Origin of the sequence: Paenibacillus sp. FSL H8-0283 (assembly GCF_045040675.1) — a bacterium.
Lineage (GTDB): Bacteria > Bacillota > Bacilli > Paenibacillales > Paenibacillaceae > Paenibacillus > Paenibacillus amylolyticus.
The window spans coordinates 1225727-1243432 of the sequence record NZ_CP150295.1; the positions used below are offsets into that span (position 1 = coordinate 1225727).

General features: G+C 47.1%; 16 protein-coding genes. All 16 read left to right on the forward strand.

All coding sequences use genetic code 11. From position 1 onward, the window contains the following. Window positions 1–39: 39 nt before the first annotated feature. The 16 genes from MHI52_RS05525 (at window position 40) to MHI52_RS05600 (ending at window position 17652) form a co-directional block, all read left to right on the forward strand. Window positions 40–930 (forward strand): hypothetical protein, encoded by an 891-nt coding sequence (locus MHI52_RS05525; protein ID WP_405158633.1) that lies wholly within the window; start codon window positions 40–42, stop codon window positions 928–930. Between the two features lie 227 nt (window positions 931–1157). Further along, window positions 1158–2933, forward strand: coding sequence for a sensor histidine kinase (locus tag MHI52_RS05530; RefSeq protein WP_405158634.1), 1776 nt, complete (start codon window positions 1158–1160; stop codon window positions 2931–2933). Beyond that, window positions 2930–3994, forward strand: coding sequence for a response regulator (locus tag MHI52_RS05535; protein ID WP_405158635.1), 1065 nt, complete (start codon window positions 2930–2932; stop codon window positions 3992–3994). The genes MHI52_RS05530 and MHI52_RS05535 overlap by 4 nt, the downstream gene beginning before the upstream one ends. 272 nt (window positions 3995–4266) lie before the next feature. Further along, on the forward strand, window positions 4267–5184 hold the full coding sequence (locus MHI52_RS05540; protein ID WP_243391250.1) for a sugar ABC transporter permease: 918 nt from the start codon (window positions 4267–4269) through the stop codon (window positions 5182–5184). A gap of 14 nt (window positions 5185–5198) precedes the next feature. Next, window positions 5199–6068, forward strand: coding sequence for a carbohydrate ABC transporter permease (locus MHI52_RS05545; protein WP_036606256.1), 870 nt, complete (start codon window positions 5199–5201; stop codon window positions 6066–6068). Between the two features lie 60 nt (window positions 6069–6128). Further along, on the forward strand, window positions 6129–7784 hold the full coding sequence (locus tag MHI52_RS05550) for an extracellular solute-binding protein (RefSeq protein WP_083677541.1): 1656 nt from the start codon (window positions 6129–6131) through the stop codon (window positions 7782–7784). A gap of 343 nt (window positions 7785–8127) precedes the next feature. Continuing rightward, on the forward strand, window positions 8128–8574 hold the full coding sequence (locus MHI52_RS05555) for a tellurite resistance TerB family protein (RefSeq protein WP_036606259.1): 447 nt from the start codon (window positions 8128–8130) through the stop codon (window positions 8572–8574). A gap of 35 nt (window positions 8575–8609) precedes the next feature. Next, on the forward strand, window positions 8610–9203 hold the full coding sequence (locus MHI52_RS05560) for a TerD family protein (protein ID WP_101314690.1): 594 nt from the start codon (window positions 8610–8612) through the stop codon (window positions 9201–9203). 90 nt (window positions 9204–9293) lie between these two features. Next, complete coding sequence (locus tag MHI52_RS05565; RefSeq protein ID WP_036606264.1) at window positions 9294–9869, forward strand: TerD family protein; 576 nt, start codon at window positions 9294–9296, stop codon at window positions 9867–9869. Between the two features lie 93 nt (window positions 9870–9962). Continuing rightward, the gene (locus MHI52_RS05570; RefSeq protein ID WP_036606267.1) at window positions 9963–10544 is read left to right on the forward strand and encodes a TerD family protein; all 582 of its coding nucleotides are present in this window, start codon (window positions 9963–9965) and stop codon (window positions 10542–10544) included. Window positions 10545–10574: 30 nt separating this feature from the next. Next, window positions 10575–11831 (forward strand): TerD family protein, encoded by a 1257-nt coding sequence (locus MHI52_RS05575; RefSeq protein ID WP_076253392.1) that lies wholly within the window; start codon window positions 10575–10577, stop codon window positions 11829–11831. Between the two features lie 209 nt (window positions 11832–12040). Then, window positions 12041–13243 (forward strand): HpcH/HpaI aldolase/citrate lyase family protein, encoded by a 1203-nt coding sequence (locus MHI52_RS05580; RefSeq protein WP_076253391.1) that lies wholly within the window; start codon window positions 12041–12043, stop codon window positions 13241–13243. After that, window positions 13173–14606 carry a phosphoribosyltransferase family protein gene (locus MHI52_RS05585; RefSeq protein WP_405158636.1) on the forward strand — a complete coding sequence of 478 codons (1434 nt, stop codon included), beginning with the start codon at window positions 13173–13175 and terminating at the stop codon, window positions 14604–14606. The genes MHI52_RS05580 and MHI52_RS05585 overlap by 71 nt, the downstream gene beginning before the upstream one ends. Then, window positions 14603–15754 (forward strand): cysteine protease StiP family protein, encoded by a 1152-nt coding sequence (locus tag MHI52_RS05590; RefSeq protein ID WP_405158637.1) that lies wholly within the window; start codon window positions 14603–14605, stop codon window positions 15752–15754. Before MHI52_RS05585 ends, MHI52_RS05590 begins: the two co-directional genes overlap by 4 nt. Beyond that, a complete protein-coding gene (locus MHI52_RS05595; protein WP_405159355.1) occupies window positions 15754–16602 on the forward strand; it encodes a hydrolase in 849 nt (282 codons plus the stop codon). Before MHI52_RS05590 ends, MHI52_RS05595 begins: the two co-directional genes overlap by 1 nt. Next, complete coding sequence (locus MHI52_RS05600) at window positions 16603–17652, forward strand: ATP-grasp domain-containing protein (RefSeq protein WP_076253388.1); 1050 nt, start codon at window positions 16603–16605, stop codon at window positions 17650–17652. Window positions 17653–17706: the final 54 nt, after the last annotated feature.

Sequence of the window (17706 nt, forward strand, 5' to 3'; positions counted from 1 at the left end):
GTTCTCAGGAATATACATACGATAGGGGAAGATTATACGATGAAATGGAATTATACGATAAAGACGTTCACAGTTATGCTTGGTTTGGCAGCGATTCTGACAGCTTGTGGTGGCGGAGCGAAAGAGACGTCATTGCCGGAGTCTGCTTCCGGTACAGAAGTTGCTTCATCAGAAACAAGCAGCTCGAATGCTGCTGTAACAGAAACCGCAGCAACCGGTTCGAAGGGGAGTGAGGAGACAGGTTCAACTACAGAAGAATCTTCTTCAACTGACGACGGCAAGATTGGAAAGGACTCCACACTGGAAGAGTTGAAGAAGCAGTATGCGGATAAACTTGGTTATATCCGTATCCCGCTTACAGATCATCCAGTACGTCGGGTTAGTGAGGAAGGTTCCAAAAATATTAATGTCGCCAATTATAGCGATGCCGTTGTGGACATGAATGCAGGGGTGCCGATTCACTCCGATTCGCAGCGGTTGATTGATGATGCCTTTCCTTTTTTTACAACCGTACAAGCACCTGATGAATCTTATGTAACTTGGGAAGAAGCAACCAATCTGGAGCGTGCCATGGTGAAAACACTGTTTATCGCCCGTGAAGGTCTGCTGATTACCGAAGATGCGATGAAAAATAAGGATTATAGCAGTACACAGTTTCAGGATTCGATGGATTTTTTCAGAGTCACAGCGAAATTTGAATCCATGGCACCTGTTGCACAGCATCCGCGTGACATTACGTTGAGTACGTTATACGACAAAGCCCGCACGTCGTGGGGCAAGCTTGCTGTAATGGACCCGGAGCAGGATGAAGCGGCGTTTGCCGAGATGTATAAGACGACGAGAACCGATGCCAATAATGCCATGGGGTTGCTTAATGTTCTGTTGTCTACGAATGAGGAAGAACGGGTCAAAGAGATTTACGGGGAATAAAAATGCCGTGATTCAGAGTTAATCTGGATCATCCCGGTAACATGTCTGGATCACATGCCTTCAAACTCTGACTACCGATTGAAGCGGGGTCAGGGTTTTTCTGGTTTTTTCCAATAGGTGTATGATATGTTTTTAGGAGTAAGACATGTACGGAATATAGGTGAGGTGTGTAAAAGATGTGGTGGATGAACTTTTGTAAACGCTTTAAATTTAAAACGAAGCTAATCTTGTTTTTATCTACCGCAACGGTCTTAATCTCCGGAATCACAGGGTTGATCACCTATCGCATCCATATCGACCTGTTCAATGAAGAGGTCAGTCGCCAGTATAGTCTTACCGCAGAGCAGATTCTTGCACGTCTGGATTCCAGGGTACACGACATGTATAAAGTCACCGATTATATCACACTGAATCCCTCCGTAAAAAATGCCATCAAAGCACAGACCTCTGGCATCTCGTCCTATGATCAGATGAAGCTAGAAGATGAACTGGATGATCAGTTGTATCAGGTAAGGCTGGATGCACCGGAGATCATGGGGCTCCGCATATATGATCTGAAGGAAAACATATTTAATCTCGGCGCCTTTGCTGGCTCATTTCAACAGATGGATCCTTCCTATCTGGCAGAGATGGTTCATAGACTGGAAGGAACGGGCGGCGAATATGGTTGGAATCGTTTGGGGCCGGATGCCTTCTTGCAGGAGGAACAATCCAATTGGATTCTGGCGGGACGATTAATGCGGTCTGTTGATCTGGAGACCTATGGCGTAATGCTAATTCTGTTTAACACCTCGTTGTTCGAATCGTATCTCAAAGATCTGCGACTGAATGAGGAAGTTGCTGTCTACTTGTTTGACGCAGATGGTGAGCTTCTTTATGCCTTTCATAATCAGGATGCGGATCCACCACCACTTACCGAGCTAAGCCTAGGGGCGACGGAGATCAGGGACGAGCAGGGAACAACCCAATTGTATACGAAGCAAACGTCAGACAAAGCGGGCTTCACCCTGGTCAGCAAGGTCTCACTCGCTCAGATTCAGAACAAGGGAAAGATCATTGTAAAAGTTGCTGTGTTCTCTGCGGTAGCCAGCATATTATGCTCCTGGTTCATCATTACCGTAATTAGCGGCAGACTGTTGCGTCCACTTGCGAGTCTAGTCAACGCGATGAAAAGAGTGCGTGATGGACAGTTCGATACACGGGTACGGATCGAGACACGGGATGAGCTCGGTTTCATCGGTGAACGATTCAATGCAATGGCTTCCCGGATTGATACGCTTATACATGAAGTGTACGAGCGCGAACTCAGTGAAAAAGAAGCTGAACTCAAAGCTATTCAGGCCCAGCTGAATCCCCATTTTCTGTATAACACGCTGAGCATGTTTTTCTGGAAGTTCTATATGCTTGGTGATGAGAAATCGGCTCGCCTGGTCACTGCCTTGTCCGAGATGCTGCAGTATACGCTGGAACCCGTGCAGCAACTAACGACCGTGCAGGATGAGATGAAGCAAATAGATCACTACCTGCAGATTCAGCAGGCCCGGTATCAGGAAGCCTTGTCGATTGAAATTGCCGTTCCTGCTGAATTGTTTCGCTGTCAGGTGATCCGACTGTTGCTTCAGCCCATCGTGGAGAATGTTTTTGTTCATGCCTTCTCGGACAAAAGGAACAACCGCCATCTGGAAATTCGTGGCTCGCGGCATACCGGGCATGAAGGAGAGCCGGATCTGCTCATCATTGAAATTTCAGATAACGGCTGCGGCATGCACGCATCGGTCATTGAACGCATTATGACGCCAGTGGCACATGCAGATGAGGAACGTCAGCACATTGGCATGCGGAGTGTACTTCGAAGAATTGAGTTGATTCACGGTGAACCCTACGGTGTACAGATCGAGTCGACTGTGGGAGAGGGTACGCTAGTACGTCTTCGTTTGCCTTATCAGATCGGTGAGGACTCATGCCGGGAAATTCAGGTGACTGAAAGGAGTAGGTTCTGTTGAATGGACGTATGCTTGTAGTGGATGATGAAGCATTATTTCGTCAGGGTCTGATTCATCTGGTTCGCAATAACCCCCTCGGGTGGGAGGTCGTTGGGGAAGCGGCCGATGGAGAAGAAGCGATACAGGCTGTACACAGCTGCACACCTGATCTGATCATTACGGACATCAACATGCCTGTGATGGATGGTCTAGATTTGGCCGAACGTATACACGAGAGTGGAATGGACATTATGATTATCATTTTGACAGGTTATCGTGAGTTCGAATATGCACAGCGTGCCATCCGATATGGAGCAATTGAATTTTTGTTAAAGCCGTTCTCACTAGATGAAGCATGTCAGGTGTTACAAAAGGCACATGAACGATATCGCCGAAAACAGTCCGACATTCGGATCAGGGAACAATACAGCCAGGTGGACCGTACCGAGAGACTGCGAGAGGAACTGACTTTGTTGCTGCTCCACCATCAATTCGGATCGATAATGAATCGGATCGAGATGTTGCTGGAAGAAGCGTCCGGGATGAGCTTGTCACAAGGCAAAGCGGAGATTCATATGCTTATGAAGGTCATGACGGACTTACGGGTACAACAGCTTCAGCCTCAGGAATCCAGTGGTATGGACTCAACTGCCCCAGATCCACTGCTCTGGATTCATACCATACCTGAAGTCATCGCTTGGGCCAGATGCAAGAGCGAAGAGTGGGTGGATATGCTGATGCGGCTAACTCAGGAACAGCAGGATCATGTTGTTACACGTGTTATACAGTATATTGAAATGAACTATTCCAGCACATGCACGTTGCAGGCCGTGGCTGCCCATGTTCATGTGACACCCAACTACTTGAGCCATTTGTTCAAAAAAGAAACAGGACAAGGCTTCAGCCAATATGTCAGCAAGCGTCGAATTGATAAGGCGAAGCTGCTGCTGCACAGCACTCGGCAGAGCATGGCAGATATCGCGGAACTGACCGGGTTCGATAACTCCAGTTATTTTACAACCGTATTCAAACAGATGACGGGGGTATCGCCCCGCGAATATCGCAAGCAAGTAGCCAAGTGAAGTGCCCGGTAGCAATCCCCCTTGAACTGCTGCAGGGTCTCAAATTAAAGAGAAGCCTTCTCTTAATATCTGTTCGTTTCCAAGGTCAACCCCACCATGTGGGGTTATTTTTGCGTAGAAAATTATAAAAGGATCGTTAAATAACAAATGTTTACGCTTACATTTTTATCTAAAATACAACTATAGTACATCAACAGCAGAGAGGAGTGATGGATGTGAAGGGGGAACTGACCGCAGGTCCGCCGTCTGGATTACAACCGCCGGACAGTGAAATGAAGCAACGGATTCGGCAGCAGCGGCTTCGACGATTCAAGATGAATATACCGTTAATCTTGATGTTTGTTCCGGTGATTATGTTCTACCTGACCTTTCGTTATGCACCCATCGGAGGGCTGGTCATGGCCTTTAAGGATTACAACTTCTATGATGGGCTGTGGAACAGTCCATGGGTGGGCTTTCAGCATTTTCAGACGCTGTTCAGTGATCCGCGCACGGTGGAGATTATTCGCAACACCTTGTTCCTCAGTCTGTTAAGCATCATTATCGGGTTTCCCATTCCGATCATTCTGGCCATTATGCTGAATGAAGTGCGAAACATGGCCTTTAAGCGAACGGTGCAGACGGTGGTCTATATGCCACACTTCTTTTCCTGGGTCATCATTGCGATGATGATCATGACGGTTTTCTCTTTGGAAAATGGGATCGTCAACCGCTGGGTCGAGGCCTGGACGGGAGCGCCTTATCCGTTCATGTACAACAAGGGTTCGTGGGTAGCGGTGTTTGTTGGCTCAGGGATCTGGAAGGACATGGGCTTCAATGCCATCATTTTTCTCGCGGCACTAACGACCATTGATCCGAGTCAATACGAGGCTGCACAGATGGATGGGGCCAGTAAAATGCGACAGATCTGGCATGTCACCCTTCCGGGTATACGCTCCACCATTATTCTCCTGCTTATTCTGTCGATGGGGCGGGTGATGGAGGTCGGATTCGACCAGGTATATATGCTTCAGAATTCCAATGTCAATGAGATAGCGGATGTAATCAGTACCTATATCTACCGCACCGGTCTACAGGGAGCACAGTTCAGCCTGACAACGGCGATGGGATTGTTCGAATCACTGGTTGCATTTATCCTCATTTTCAGTGCAAATTATATCGCGCGTCGATTTAACGAAGGTTTGTGGTAGGGAGGGAGAACAGCATGAGAAAAACCAAAGGAGAAAAAGTCTTTTATCTAATCAATTATGTATTGTTGTCATTGGTTGCCGTCAGCTGTATCCTGCCCTTACTCAACATTGTTGCCTTGTCATTTAGTGATGCGAGAGCGGTTGTTTCAGGTCAAGTGGGGTTATGGCCCGTCGATTTCACCTGGTTCTCCTATCACAGCCTAATTACGGGAACGCCGATTCTGAATGCATTCTGGAACAGTGTGGAGATCACATTGATCGGTACAGGGCTCAGCATGGCGGTGACGATTATGGCGGCATATCCGCTGTCACGTAGACATTTTTATCACCGGCGCTTTTTTACGATGGCGATGGTGTTCACAATGATTTTTAACGGTGGACTCATCCCAACTTATTTGGTCGTGCAAAATCTCGGTCTTGTGAACAGTTACGGCGCGCTTTGGCTACCGGGTCTAGTGAGCACGTACAACATGCTGATTATGCGATCTTATTTTGAAAATCTGCCGGGGGAAGTGGACGAGGCTGCGCGCATCGATGGTTGTGGTGAACTGGGGCTTTTGTTCCGAATCGTGTTGCCATTATCCAAACCTTTGCTGGCGACTATTGCTCTCTTTTACGGCGTGGGTTACTGGAATTCGTTCATGAGTGTGATGATTTATATCAATGATACGTCCAAATACAACATGACCGTGCTTGTCCAAAATATGATTATGTCCAATCTGAATGTACAGGATTTTACCGATCCAACGATGATATCGAATCTGACCCCGGAAGGCATCCGGGCAGCAGCTGTCATTGTGATGGTCATACCCATTTTGGCAGTGTATCCGTTCTTGCAGAAGTACTTCGTTAAAGGGGTCATGCTTGGATCAATTAAAGGTTAAAGCAGTCTGTGGGTTAACCCGCATGGGTTCATATTACAGGAGAGAAAGAGGGTCTTATCTATGGCGTTAACGATGAAGGCATGGATGAAGTCGGGTCTCGTTCTGGGCTTGATCGGTGGTTTGCTGGCGGGATGTACAGGAGGTAACGGTAGCGAACAGGCGGAAGGCGAAGGCAACAGGGGGAACATTACGTCAACGATCTATGATCGGGGCGCGGTCCCAAGCGGCATGGGTACGATCGAAGATAATATGTGGTCCAAGTGGATTAACGAGAATGGCCCGGCAAATGTAAAATATACAGCAGTTCCCCGCTGGGAGTCCCAGTCGAAACTTAACGTATTATTCGCTTCTGGCAGTGCACCGGATATTATTTTTGAATTCGGTACGCCCATCCGTAACACACTGTTTAATCAGAAACAGCTGATGCCGCTGGATGAGTTGATCGAGAACTCGAGTGTGGAATACAAAGCCTTGATGGAGAAATATCCCCAGCTCAAGAAGGCTGGCATCAAAAGCGATGGTAAGCTCTATGAAGTGGGACGTATGAACGAGGTGTTTCCACTAACGAGCTTTTTTATTCGGGAAGACTGGTTGGAAAAGTTGAATCTGGAGGTACCGACCAATGAGGAAGAGATGCTGGCGGTAGCCAAGGCATTCACGGAGAATGATCCCGATGGAAACGGAGCTAAGGATACATACGGCATCGGTGGATTTCAGTTCGGCGATACAGCGGGTCTGTTCCGCTATATGTACAACGCCAACTGGGTGAATGTGGAGGACGGGGAGATGGTGGTTGGTCCCAACAACATGAAAGAAGCCACGGCATTCAAACGTGCATTATATGAAGCAGGAGTGGTGGATAAGGACTTATTGACCGACAAGGACGGGGCCAAGGCAAAGCAGGATTTCCTGAATGGCAAAATCGGTATGTACGCGGCCATGACTTCGGATTATACCGGGTTTGCAGCGAAGGAACTGGATACACTGATGCAGAATGTTCCTGAAGCCAAATTAAAGGTCATCGCTCTGCCAACAACGTCCGTAGGACAGCACACGATGGTGTGGAATAACCCGGTTCAGATGACTGCAGCTGTGAATTCACGAGCCAAAAATCCGGAAGCAGTTATGCAATATATCGATTTTCTGACCAAAACAGAGTCAGGTCGAACCTTCAAAAATGGATTTGAAAACACGCATTATACGCTGAACGATCAAGGCTGTCCGCGCATCTCGGATCAGGAGAAATATAAGCAGGAGATCAGCTGGGCAGGCGATTACGCCATGTTGTACAGCCGTCTGGAGGAAGGCAAATGCGGGTACACAGAAATGCTGTTCAGCGAAGAGATCCCATCGCAGAAGGAAGGACTTCGACTATTCAAGGAAGCGCGTGAGGTATACATGACGGATCTTCCTGTAGGAGAGGGTGTTACCCATTCGGAACATATGCCGCAGCTACCCAAGGAGCTTCAGGTGAAGTTGACCAATGTGACAACAGCGATCAACGATATCTTTACCCGCTCCATCATTGGCGGAAGCAAATATACAGTCGAACAGGCTGCAACGGAAGCACAGCAGAAGTGGGAGCAAGGCGGGGGCCCGGAGATTGAAGCATGGTACAAAGACTGGTGGAGCAAGGAAAAGGATAATGTACTAGTCTGGGACGACTTCTATGAAATCTATGAACAACAACAGGCTGATTTTGAAAAATCGGAATAAATTCACGGATTCAAATCATTCATGAAATTTATAATTTTGGTGTTGGTAGAAATAAGCGCTCTGATCCCCTGATCAGAGCCTTTTTATGTTTGGGCTTCAAATAGGGGAATATTTGACTGAAAAATGAAGTGAATAGAAAGTTCTCGCATCTCGCTTGAAACTATATCCAGAACAATGCGTATCATAAGGTATTAATTGTTTTTTAATGTAGAAAATTGCCGTATTTCAGAGTATAGTTAAGGAATAATTTAACTTATATTCAACATGATGTAGATATGAAAGTTACTGAAAAATCTTGAAAAGAATGTACGGAACACCAGGTTGAAACTATTGGAGGTTGAGTATGAGTTCATTTAAAAGCTGGTTAAATTCAACAAAACAAGGACTTGAAGAGCAAGTCAAAAAGTTTAAAAATAAAGATTTTATGGATGCCGTGGTTGCAGGTTGTGCACTGGTTGCTTTTGCAGATGGTTCCATTGATGAAGCGGAAAAGAACAAGATGGCCGGTTATATCAACCTGAGTCAGGAATTGAAAGTATTTGATATGGCTGAAGTGATTACACGCTTTAATCATTATGTCGCGAACTTTGAGTTCTCTCCAGAGATCGGGAAGCAGGAAGCGCTGAAAGCTATTGGGAAATTCAAAGCCAAGCCGGATGTAGGACGCGTTATTGTGGGTGTATGCAGTGCGATTGGTTCAGCTGACGGCAACTTTGATGATCAGGAGAAAAGAGTCGTTGCTGAGATATGCATCGTACTTGGACTGAACCCGAGTGAATTCAATCTCTAAGTAGCTATTTTACATATGAAGGGAGGTGAAAATCAGTGGCAAGCATTAATTTGGTCAAAGGACAGAAGATTGATTTAACCAAAGGCAATGCAGGACTTACTGAGGTGATTGCTGGTCTCGGTTGGGACCCGGTAACTGCCAAAGGTTTCTTTGGAAGAAAAAAACAAGCGGATATCGATTGTGATGCATCGGCGATCATGTTGAATGAGGAAGGCAAGTTGGTGAAGGACTCCAACCTGGTTTGCTTCCACAACAAGCAAAGTGCATGTCGTTCGGTTATCCATTCAGGTGACAATCTAACAGGACAGGGAGACGGTGACGACGAACAGATCAAAATGGATCTGTCCCGTATTCCTGCTGATGTTCATAAAATATTAATCGTTGTTAATATCTACGATTGTGTCAATCGCAAGCAAGATTTTGGCATGATTGAGAAGGCTTATATTCGTATTCTGGATGGTAAAAATTCCAGTGAGCTCGTGAAGTTCAATCTATCCGAAAACTACACAGGTTCAACGGCGTTGATCTGTGGTGAATTGTATCGTCATGGAGGCGAATGGAAATTCTCGGCAATTGGAGAGGGTTCCCATGCGGTACATATCAACGAACTCGCTCGCAGGTACTCCTAAGTACAAGATTTAACCTAAATCGACAATAATCCTGATATTCATATGTCACGATAACTACAATACACTTAAATAAGCGAGGATGATCATACGATGGCAATTAATCTCTCTAAAGGTCAAAAAATCGATCTGACTAAAACGAACCCAGGTTTGACAAAAATCACAGTAGGCTTGGGCTGGGATACCAATAAGTATGATGGCGGAAAAGACTTTGACCTGGATGTATCGGTATTCTGTGCCAATGCAAACGGTAAAGTAGAAGGCGAGAAAAACTTCATCTTCTTCAACAATCCACAAAATGAAAATGGTTCTGTTGTTCACACCGGTGACAACCGTACAGGAGATGGCGATGGTGATGATGAGCAGATCAATATCGACCTGCCTAACGTACCCGCGAATGTAGAGAAAATTGCATTCTCCATTACAATCTACGAAGCTACAGAACGTAGCCAGAACTTCGGACAAGTCTCCCGTGCTTATGTGCGAATCGTCAACGAAGCAAACAGCGAAGAACTGATTCGTTTCGACCTGGGAGAAGACTTCTCCATCGAAACAGGTGTAGTTGTTGGTGAATTGTATCGTCATAGCGGCGAGTGGAAGTTCAGTGCCATCGGTAGTGGTTACCAGGATGGATTGGTTGGATTGACACGCGACTACGGTTTGCAATAGGACGTACAGTACGACTTACAGGATGGGAAGAACCGTCTCCTGGACGGTTCTCCTTTTCATTTAATCACATATTTTGGAAAGGTGGAAAAACAAATGACGATCAGTCTTGCCAAAGGACAACGTATTGACCTGACTAAGACGAATCCGGGCCTTACCCGTGTGGTGGTTGGTTTGGGTTGGGATACAAACAAATATAGTGGTGGAGTCGACTTTGACCTGGACGCTTCGGCTTTTTTGTTGTACGAAGATGGAAAAGCCAAAGGTACGGATGACTTTGTTTTTTACAACAATCCAAGCGGCGGTGCGGGTTCAGTGACACATACCGGTGACAATCGTACGGGTGAGGGTGACGGCGATGATGAACAAGTTGTTGTTGACTTCAGCAAAATCCCTGCGCACATTCACCGGATCGGTATTACGGTAACCATCTATGATGGAGATGGACGAGGGCAGAATTTTGGACAAGTCTCCAATGCTTTTGTTCGTGTTGTAGATGCTGCAAGTGATCGGGAAGTGCTTCGTTTCGACCTCGGAGAAGACTACTCTACCGAAACAGCTGTGGTATTCTGTGAGTTTTACCGTGCAGGTGCGGACTGGAAATTCCAGGCGGTAGGCAGCGGCTTCACTGGTGGACTATCTGCTTTATGCAAAAATTACGGGCTGGATGCACAATAACATAACTTGGCATAGAAAGGTGATTCTGCTATGGCGATTTCTGTCGTGAAAGGCCAGAAGAGTGATCTGACCAAAACCAATCCGGGCTTGTCCCGTCTAACGGTAGGCATTGGTTGGGAGGCAGCCTCGGGTGTAGAGCTGGACACATCAGCATTCCTTCTGGGTTCAGACAATAAAGTGGCTGGAGATGAGGATTTTATCTTTTATAATCAGCCCTCTACCTCGTTCATCACGTATATGGATGGTGGACAGGTTGGTGGCGAGAAGAAACAATTCGCCATTGATCTTGGCAAAATCCCTGCCCGAATTGAGAAAATCGCCTTCAGCCTGACGATTCATGACGGTGAAGCACGACGCCATCATTTTGGACAGGTTCAGCATGGTTTTCTACGGTTTGCCAATGCAGCTACAGGTCAGGAAGTAATGAGATATGATCTGGGAAGCGGTTTTACAGTGGAGACCGCGATTGTCATCGGTGAATTGTATCGTCATAACGGAGAATGGAAGTTCAATGCGATAGGATCGGGTTTTGCAGGCGGATTGAATGCACTCTGCGCTAACTTTGGTGTGGATGTGGATGGTGGATCGGACCCTGCACCAACGACTTCAACCGTTCCTCCGACAGCTGTACCGACTCCACCACCCCCGGCGCCCGCACCAGAACCGACGCCTGCTCCTGTGAATTCGATCAATTTCAGCAAAATTGAATTGAAGAAGAAGGGCGACACCATTAACCTCAAGAAAAATGCGGGGGGACTTGGTGAAATCCTGATTAACCTCAACTGGAATCAACAGGGTAGCAAAGGGTTATTTGGTCGCAGCAAGAGTGTGGATCTGGACTTGGGCTGCCTGTTCGAGATGAAGGATGGTACACGAGATGTGATTCAGGCATTGGGACAAACGTTTGGTTCACTCAACCGTTTCCCTTATATTGCACTGGATGGGGATGACCGGACGGGATCGGTTAAGACGGGAGAGAATCTGCGGATTAATGGTGCCCGTATCTCGGAAATTGAGCGCATCTTGGTATTCACCTATATTTATGGTGGTGTGGCCAACTGGTCTCAAGTAGACGGTGTGGTAACCATCCAGCAGAAGGACGGCCCGGATATCATTGTCCGAATGAATGAATACGGGAGCCCGCTTGGCATGTGTGGCATCGCGATGTTACGCAATGTGAACAATGAGACATTCAGTATTGAACGAATCGTGCAGTTCTATAATGGTCATCAGGCGTTGGACGAGGCTCATGATTGGGGAATGCAGTGGGTTGCGGGAAGAAAGTAATCATTTGAATTTAATCAATATATAAACGCTGTATCGGTCAGCGCCATTGCAAGGATACTGTTGACCAACGTTATCCTCGATAATAGACCATCAATCCCTCCAGACTAAGGAGGGATTGGTTTTTATGCCCCGACAGCTGGAATCAACTATTGCAGATTGGCTATTGCCAAAGGTGCGAGGAGGAGACAACCCTGAAATATTTTAACTTTTTGAGTCTGGAAGAAGAAGATACTTTATTTTTCTCTTCACCCGTCTCGTTCAATCACCGGACTTCCAAAGATCTACTGGCATATGCTGTTGGGGCTGCTTTATATATGCCCGCGACGCGCACACATATCGCGGACGACATTATGAATGGTAAACATGAAGGTCTGACGACCATTATTATTGATCTGGAGGACGCTGTGGGTGACGACCAAGTAGAGTTTGCCGAGCAGTGTCTGGTACAGCATCTAACTCAACTGATGACTTATATGGAGACAGGCATGCTGAGTCAGGATCAAATGCCTCTTCTGTTTGCTCGTGTACGTTCACCACAACAGTTGGAACGTCTCATTGATACGTTGGGAGCATTGGTGTCCATGCTGACAGGCGTGGCATTGCCCAAGTTTTGTGTGGGCAATGGAAGAGCCTATTTCGACCAGATCCGCAGTTATAATCAACGGAAACCGGATCATTATCCCGTTCTCTATGGAATGCCTATATTGGAAACGGCTTCAATTATATATCGGGAGACACGTTGGGAGACCTTACTGGGCCTTCGTAACATCCTCGATGAAAATGTTGAATATGTGCTCAATGTACGCATTGGTGCGACCGATTTCTCCAGCCTGTTTGGACTACGCCGAAGTCCGGAATTGACCATATACGATATCGCCACGATCCGTGACTGCATCTCGGATATTATCAATCTGTTTGGACGAATGGACAAGCCGTATGTGATCTCAGGTCCTGTCTGGGAATATTTCAGTCAGCGGGAGCGCGTGTTCAAACCTCAATTACGACAGACTCCATTCGAAGAAACCCTGGGCAAATCAGGGCTGCATCTGAGAATGAAATATATTACGAACACAATGGATGGATTGATGCGTGAAGTCATGATGGACAAGGAAAATGGAATTGTAGGCAAAACGATCATTCATCCTTCTCATATTAAGCCCGTACAAGCGATGTACGTTGTTACACATGAGGAATATTCCGATGCACAAGACATCATCGCCCGTAATGACGGTAGCTTGGGTGTGTTCAAAAGTAATTACTATAACAAAATGAATGAGATTAAACCACACTTGAGCTGGGCGAATCGAATTCTAATCCGATCACAAATATATGGGGTGTTACATGAACAGCAGCATTTTGTCGGGCTCTTGCCCAAGCACGAACAACAACACAACTACGTTCCCAATTCTTGATCAATTCAGCCTGAACGTTCAGGTTACACATAACCCGTTGCAACTTCCACTAGAATCTCTATTTTCCATGGCTGCACGCATCAATAAGAAACGTTCATTTCTGTTTGTAAGCAAACTGCTGGGCAAGCACATCCCGGTTAACCCGTATACCTCGCTTCTGAGTGGCGCGGCATTGGCTGTTCTGTTATATGAGCACCTGACTGAAAAGACGGAAGAGACGAAAGTTCAGATCACCGAGTGGAAACGGGAAATGGTCGAGGGGCTGATTGATCCCCAACAAGCCCGGCAAGTGTACAACATGCTGTTGCAAGAAAGCTTGAGTTTGCCGGAAACGATTCGTTTTGTTGGTTTTGCCGAGACAGCGACAGCGCTGGGTCACAGCATGTACGAGATGTTTGCTGATCAAGCTTCCTATATTCACACCACTCGCGAATATGTTCCAGCGATGCATCCAGATATTCAATTTGAAGAAGAACATTCCCATGCGATGGCTCATCGTTGTTATGCGTTGGATCATGAAGCCTTTGCAGGAGAGGGCCCGATTGTTCTGGTGGACGACGAGATTACGACGGGCAAAACGACGTTGAATATCATTCGGGATATTCAGGCCAGTTACCCCCGGAAGCAATATGTGATTGCTTCGCTGTTGGACTGGCGTACGGAAGCGGACGAACTTCGGTTTGCCGAACTGGAAGCTGAACTGGGGATTACCATTACACCGTTAAGCCTGTTGAAGGGCCGTATTGAAGTGGTGGGTACTCCACAGTTGGAACCAACACAGCAAGATGAGCAGCTATCTCATCCTGCCGTAACGCTTCAAACCTCTACCGTTGCCGATGCCTTCGATCAGCTGCACGCTACTTCGGAGGATGGTGAAGGTAAACGTAGCACAGCGAGCTACGTCCAACATACGGGCAGGTTTGGTATGCAATCCCGTCATAATGGCGAATTGCGCCAGGAGATTAGCCGGATTGCAGAACGGCTTCGGACGCAGCGTACGGGAGAATGGACTTTGGTGATGGGAACAGGGGAGTTCATGTACATTCCGATGCGTATTGCTGCCGAGATGGGAGAAGGCGTGTTGTATCAATCCACTACCCGCAGTCCAATCCATACACATCCGGCTCCAGGATATGCTGTTCGTAGTGGTGCCGGATATGCCTCACCGGAAGACGCATCCGTTCGTAACTTTATCTATAACATCGCCCCGGGACAGTATGACGAGATTTTTGTTCTGCTGGAGAGACAGATGTCCGAAGAACGAATGGAACCGATGTTGAAGGTACTGGGGCAGTTGGGGTGTGGACACATTCATATCGTATATTGCGGCTTGCCAGAGAAGACAGGGGACAACGAGCAATGAACTTAACTACACTGGAGCTAATCAGACAACGTGAGATTCCGTCTCCCGAACCGATGGGCAGTTATGCTGCATCGGACGTTGTTTTCCTACTGAAGGATATCAGCCATGTGGATCTGGAAAAGGGAACGGGTGAACGGGAGCAGGCGATCCAATCCGGGGTTCATTATTCGGAGATGCTGCCCGTGGAATACCAGCCCACAGCAGAATACATCGAGCTGTTCCATCAGACGCTGGAACAATCTGCTACAAGAATCGCACGTCATACCGCCATCGTGGCTGAGAAGATTGTAGAGCGCAGGGGACTGAATCTGGTGCTGGTATCTCTGGCTCGAGCCGGAACACCTGTGGGCATCCTGATCAAACGTTATATTGAATTGAAATACAAGGTGACGATTCCGCATTATAGCATTTCAATTATTCGTGGCAAGGGTATGGACGAGAACGCAATTTTATATATTTTACAGCAGCATGGTCTGGAAACAGCCATTCAGTTTGTAGATGGTTGGACAGGAAAAGGGGCTATTCGCAAAGTGCTGAATGAATCCTGTGACCAAATGGAACGGACTTATGGCATAAGTCTCGATGATGATCTTGCCGTGTTGGCCGATCCGGGGCAATGCTCAGGCACCTTTGGGACAAGGGAAGATTATCTTATTCCTAGTGCTTGTCTGAATTCCACGGTTTCGGGACTGGTGAGCCGTACAGTACTTCGCGATGATCTGATTGGACCGGCAGATTTTCACGGGGCCAAATGGTATCGTGAATGGTCCTCTGCGGATGTGTCGATCCAGTATGTGGATACCATCGCTCAGCATTTTCCGCAGATGATGGAACAAGTGGAGATTCGCTCGGACGACAATGCTACCAGTACTTCGGAAATCACCTGGAAAGGCTGGCAGGATATCGAGTCCATCCAGCAATCCTTTGGTATTGCGAACATCAATCTGATCAAACCTGGAATCGGAGAAACAACCCGGGTGTTACTGCGCCGTGTCCCTTGGAAGATTCTTGTGGACCGTCTGGATAATCCGGATTTGCAACATATCATGATGCTCGCCAGAGACAGAAATGTGCCGGTTGAGGTATATCCGGGATTAACCTATTCCTGTTGCGGCATTATTCAATCCCTGGGAGGTGGAGGAGAATGATGATCTACGCAAGTGATCTGGACCAGACGCTGGTGTACTCCCGTCGTGCGCTCCGTATTCCCGAAGATACACCGGGACTTGTTCCCGCAGAGTGGATTAACGGCAAGTTGTCCGCTTTTATGTCAGCATATGCACTGGAGCGGTTGCAGTCTTTGCCACAAGACATTGTATTTATGCCGGTGACGACACGTACCGTGGAGCAGTACCGGCGCATTCATATTTTTCAGAGCGAATGTATTCCGAAATATGCGGTGACGAGTAATGGTGGCAACATCATTGTTGACGGTCAGGTAGACGATGAATGGAATCTGCATATGCGTTCTTTGCTTCGTCAGCAGGCAGCTACTCCCGAAGAGATCCTGAATTTATTTGACGATGTGCTGAGCCCGGAGTGGGTAATTAATCAGCGATTGTGTGATGAGCTGTTCTTTGCATTGCTAATCGAACGTGACAAGCTTCCAATGGAGCATATTGCGGAAAAGATTCGGGTGTTAGAGACGCTGGGATGGGAGAGTTCGATTCAGGGGCGGAAGCTCTATCTGGTGCCTTCGGCCGTGAACAAACGAGCTGCAGTGGAGCACATTAGGCAACGCATTGGCGATGTGCCTGTGATTGCTTCGGGCGATTCCTTGCTGGATCGCTGTTTGCTGGACTTTGCGCAGCATGCCATTGCTCCGTCCCACGGAGAATTACATGTGGAGAGACAGCGTGTACCTGAGCAGGTACCGTATCAATTTACGGAACAATTCGGTGCTTTTGCAGCAGATGAGATTCTCGATTACGTTCACCGTATTCATAACGATCAACAGACCCAGATAGACCATGCCGAGATAAGGGAGACCGTATAAATGAAAAAAATGAAGATTTACTTCAACCGTTGGTTCTCTGTAACGTATCATTATATGAATGCGATTCGGGACAATGAGGACGGTATGGAATTTGAGATCTACGGTACTCATCCTGATCCTGGACATATGGCATTACAGGGCTGTGATGTTGCAGAAGTTGAACCGCGTCTAACGGGCAGGGAGTATGTTGATTTTTGCCTCGACTTTTGCCGTCGTCATCAGATTGATGTGTTTATTCCACGCTGGAACATGCTGGACATCAGCAGACATATCTCCCTGTTCGAAGAGATCGGTACACGGGTTATCGTATGCTCGGACACGGAATTGCTGGAACAATTGATGGAGAAAGACCGGTTCTATGAATCGGTGCGTGAGAAGGGCATTATGGAGATTCCGGATTATTTCACGGTCAGTAATGCTGCACAATTCCAGCAAGCCTATGAGGCGCTACGTGCACGTGGACACGATGTATGCTTCAAACCATGTAATGGTGAGGGTGGTATGGGATTCCGAGTGATTAATAATGAACGTGATCCGTTGCAGGAGTTGTTCGGATACGCGCTTAACTCCATTTCGTATGAAGATGCCCTGCGTGCGTTCTCTTCTGCTCCGTCCTTTCAAAATGTCATGGTGATGGAGGTACTGGAAGGATATGAATACAGCATTGATTGTCTTTCGGATCGCAATGGGAAACTATTAACGGCTATTCCGCGTAGAAAAGAAAGAGGACGTTTACGCTTGCTCGAAGAAAACGAGGAATTGCTGGCGATTGCCCGCAATGTGGCAGAAGTATATCGGATTCCTTATAATTTTAATATACAGATGAAATATCGCAAGGATACACCGAAGCTGCTGGAGATCAATCCGCGTATGTCGGGTGGGTTGCACATGTCTTGTCTGTCGGGCGTGAACTTCCCGTATCTGGCGGTCAAGTCTGCACTTGGCCATGATATTGGACCACTTCATCCGAAGTTTGGCATACTGGGAAGTCATATCGAACAGCCATTTATAATCGACGTTCAGAAGGTAAGCGGAGTACACCACGTCTAGCTGAGAATTTCCCTCAACATTGACACCTTCTGGATGGTTTTTTTACAATACGGA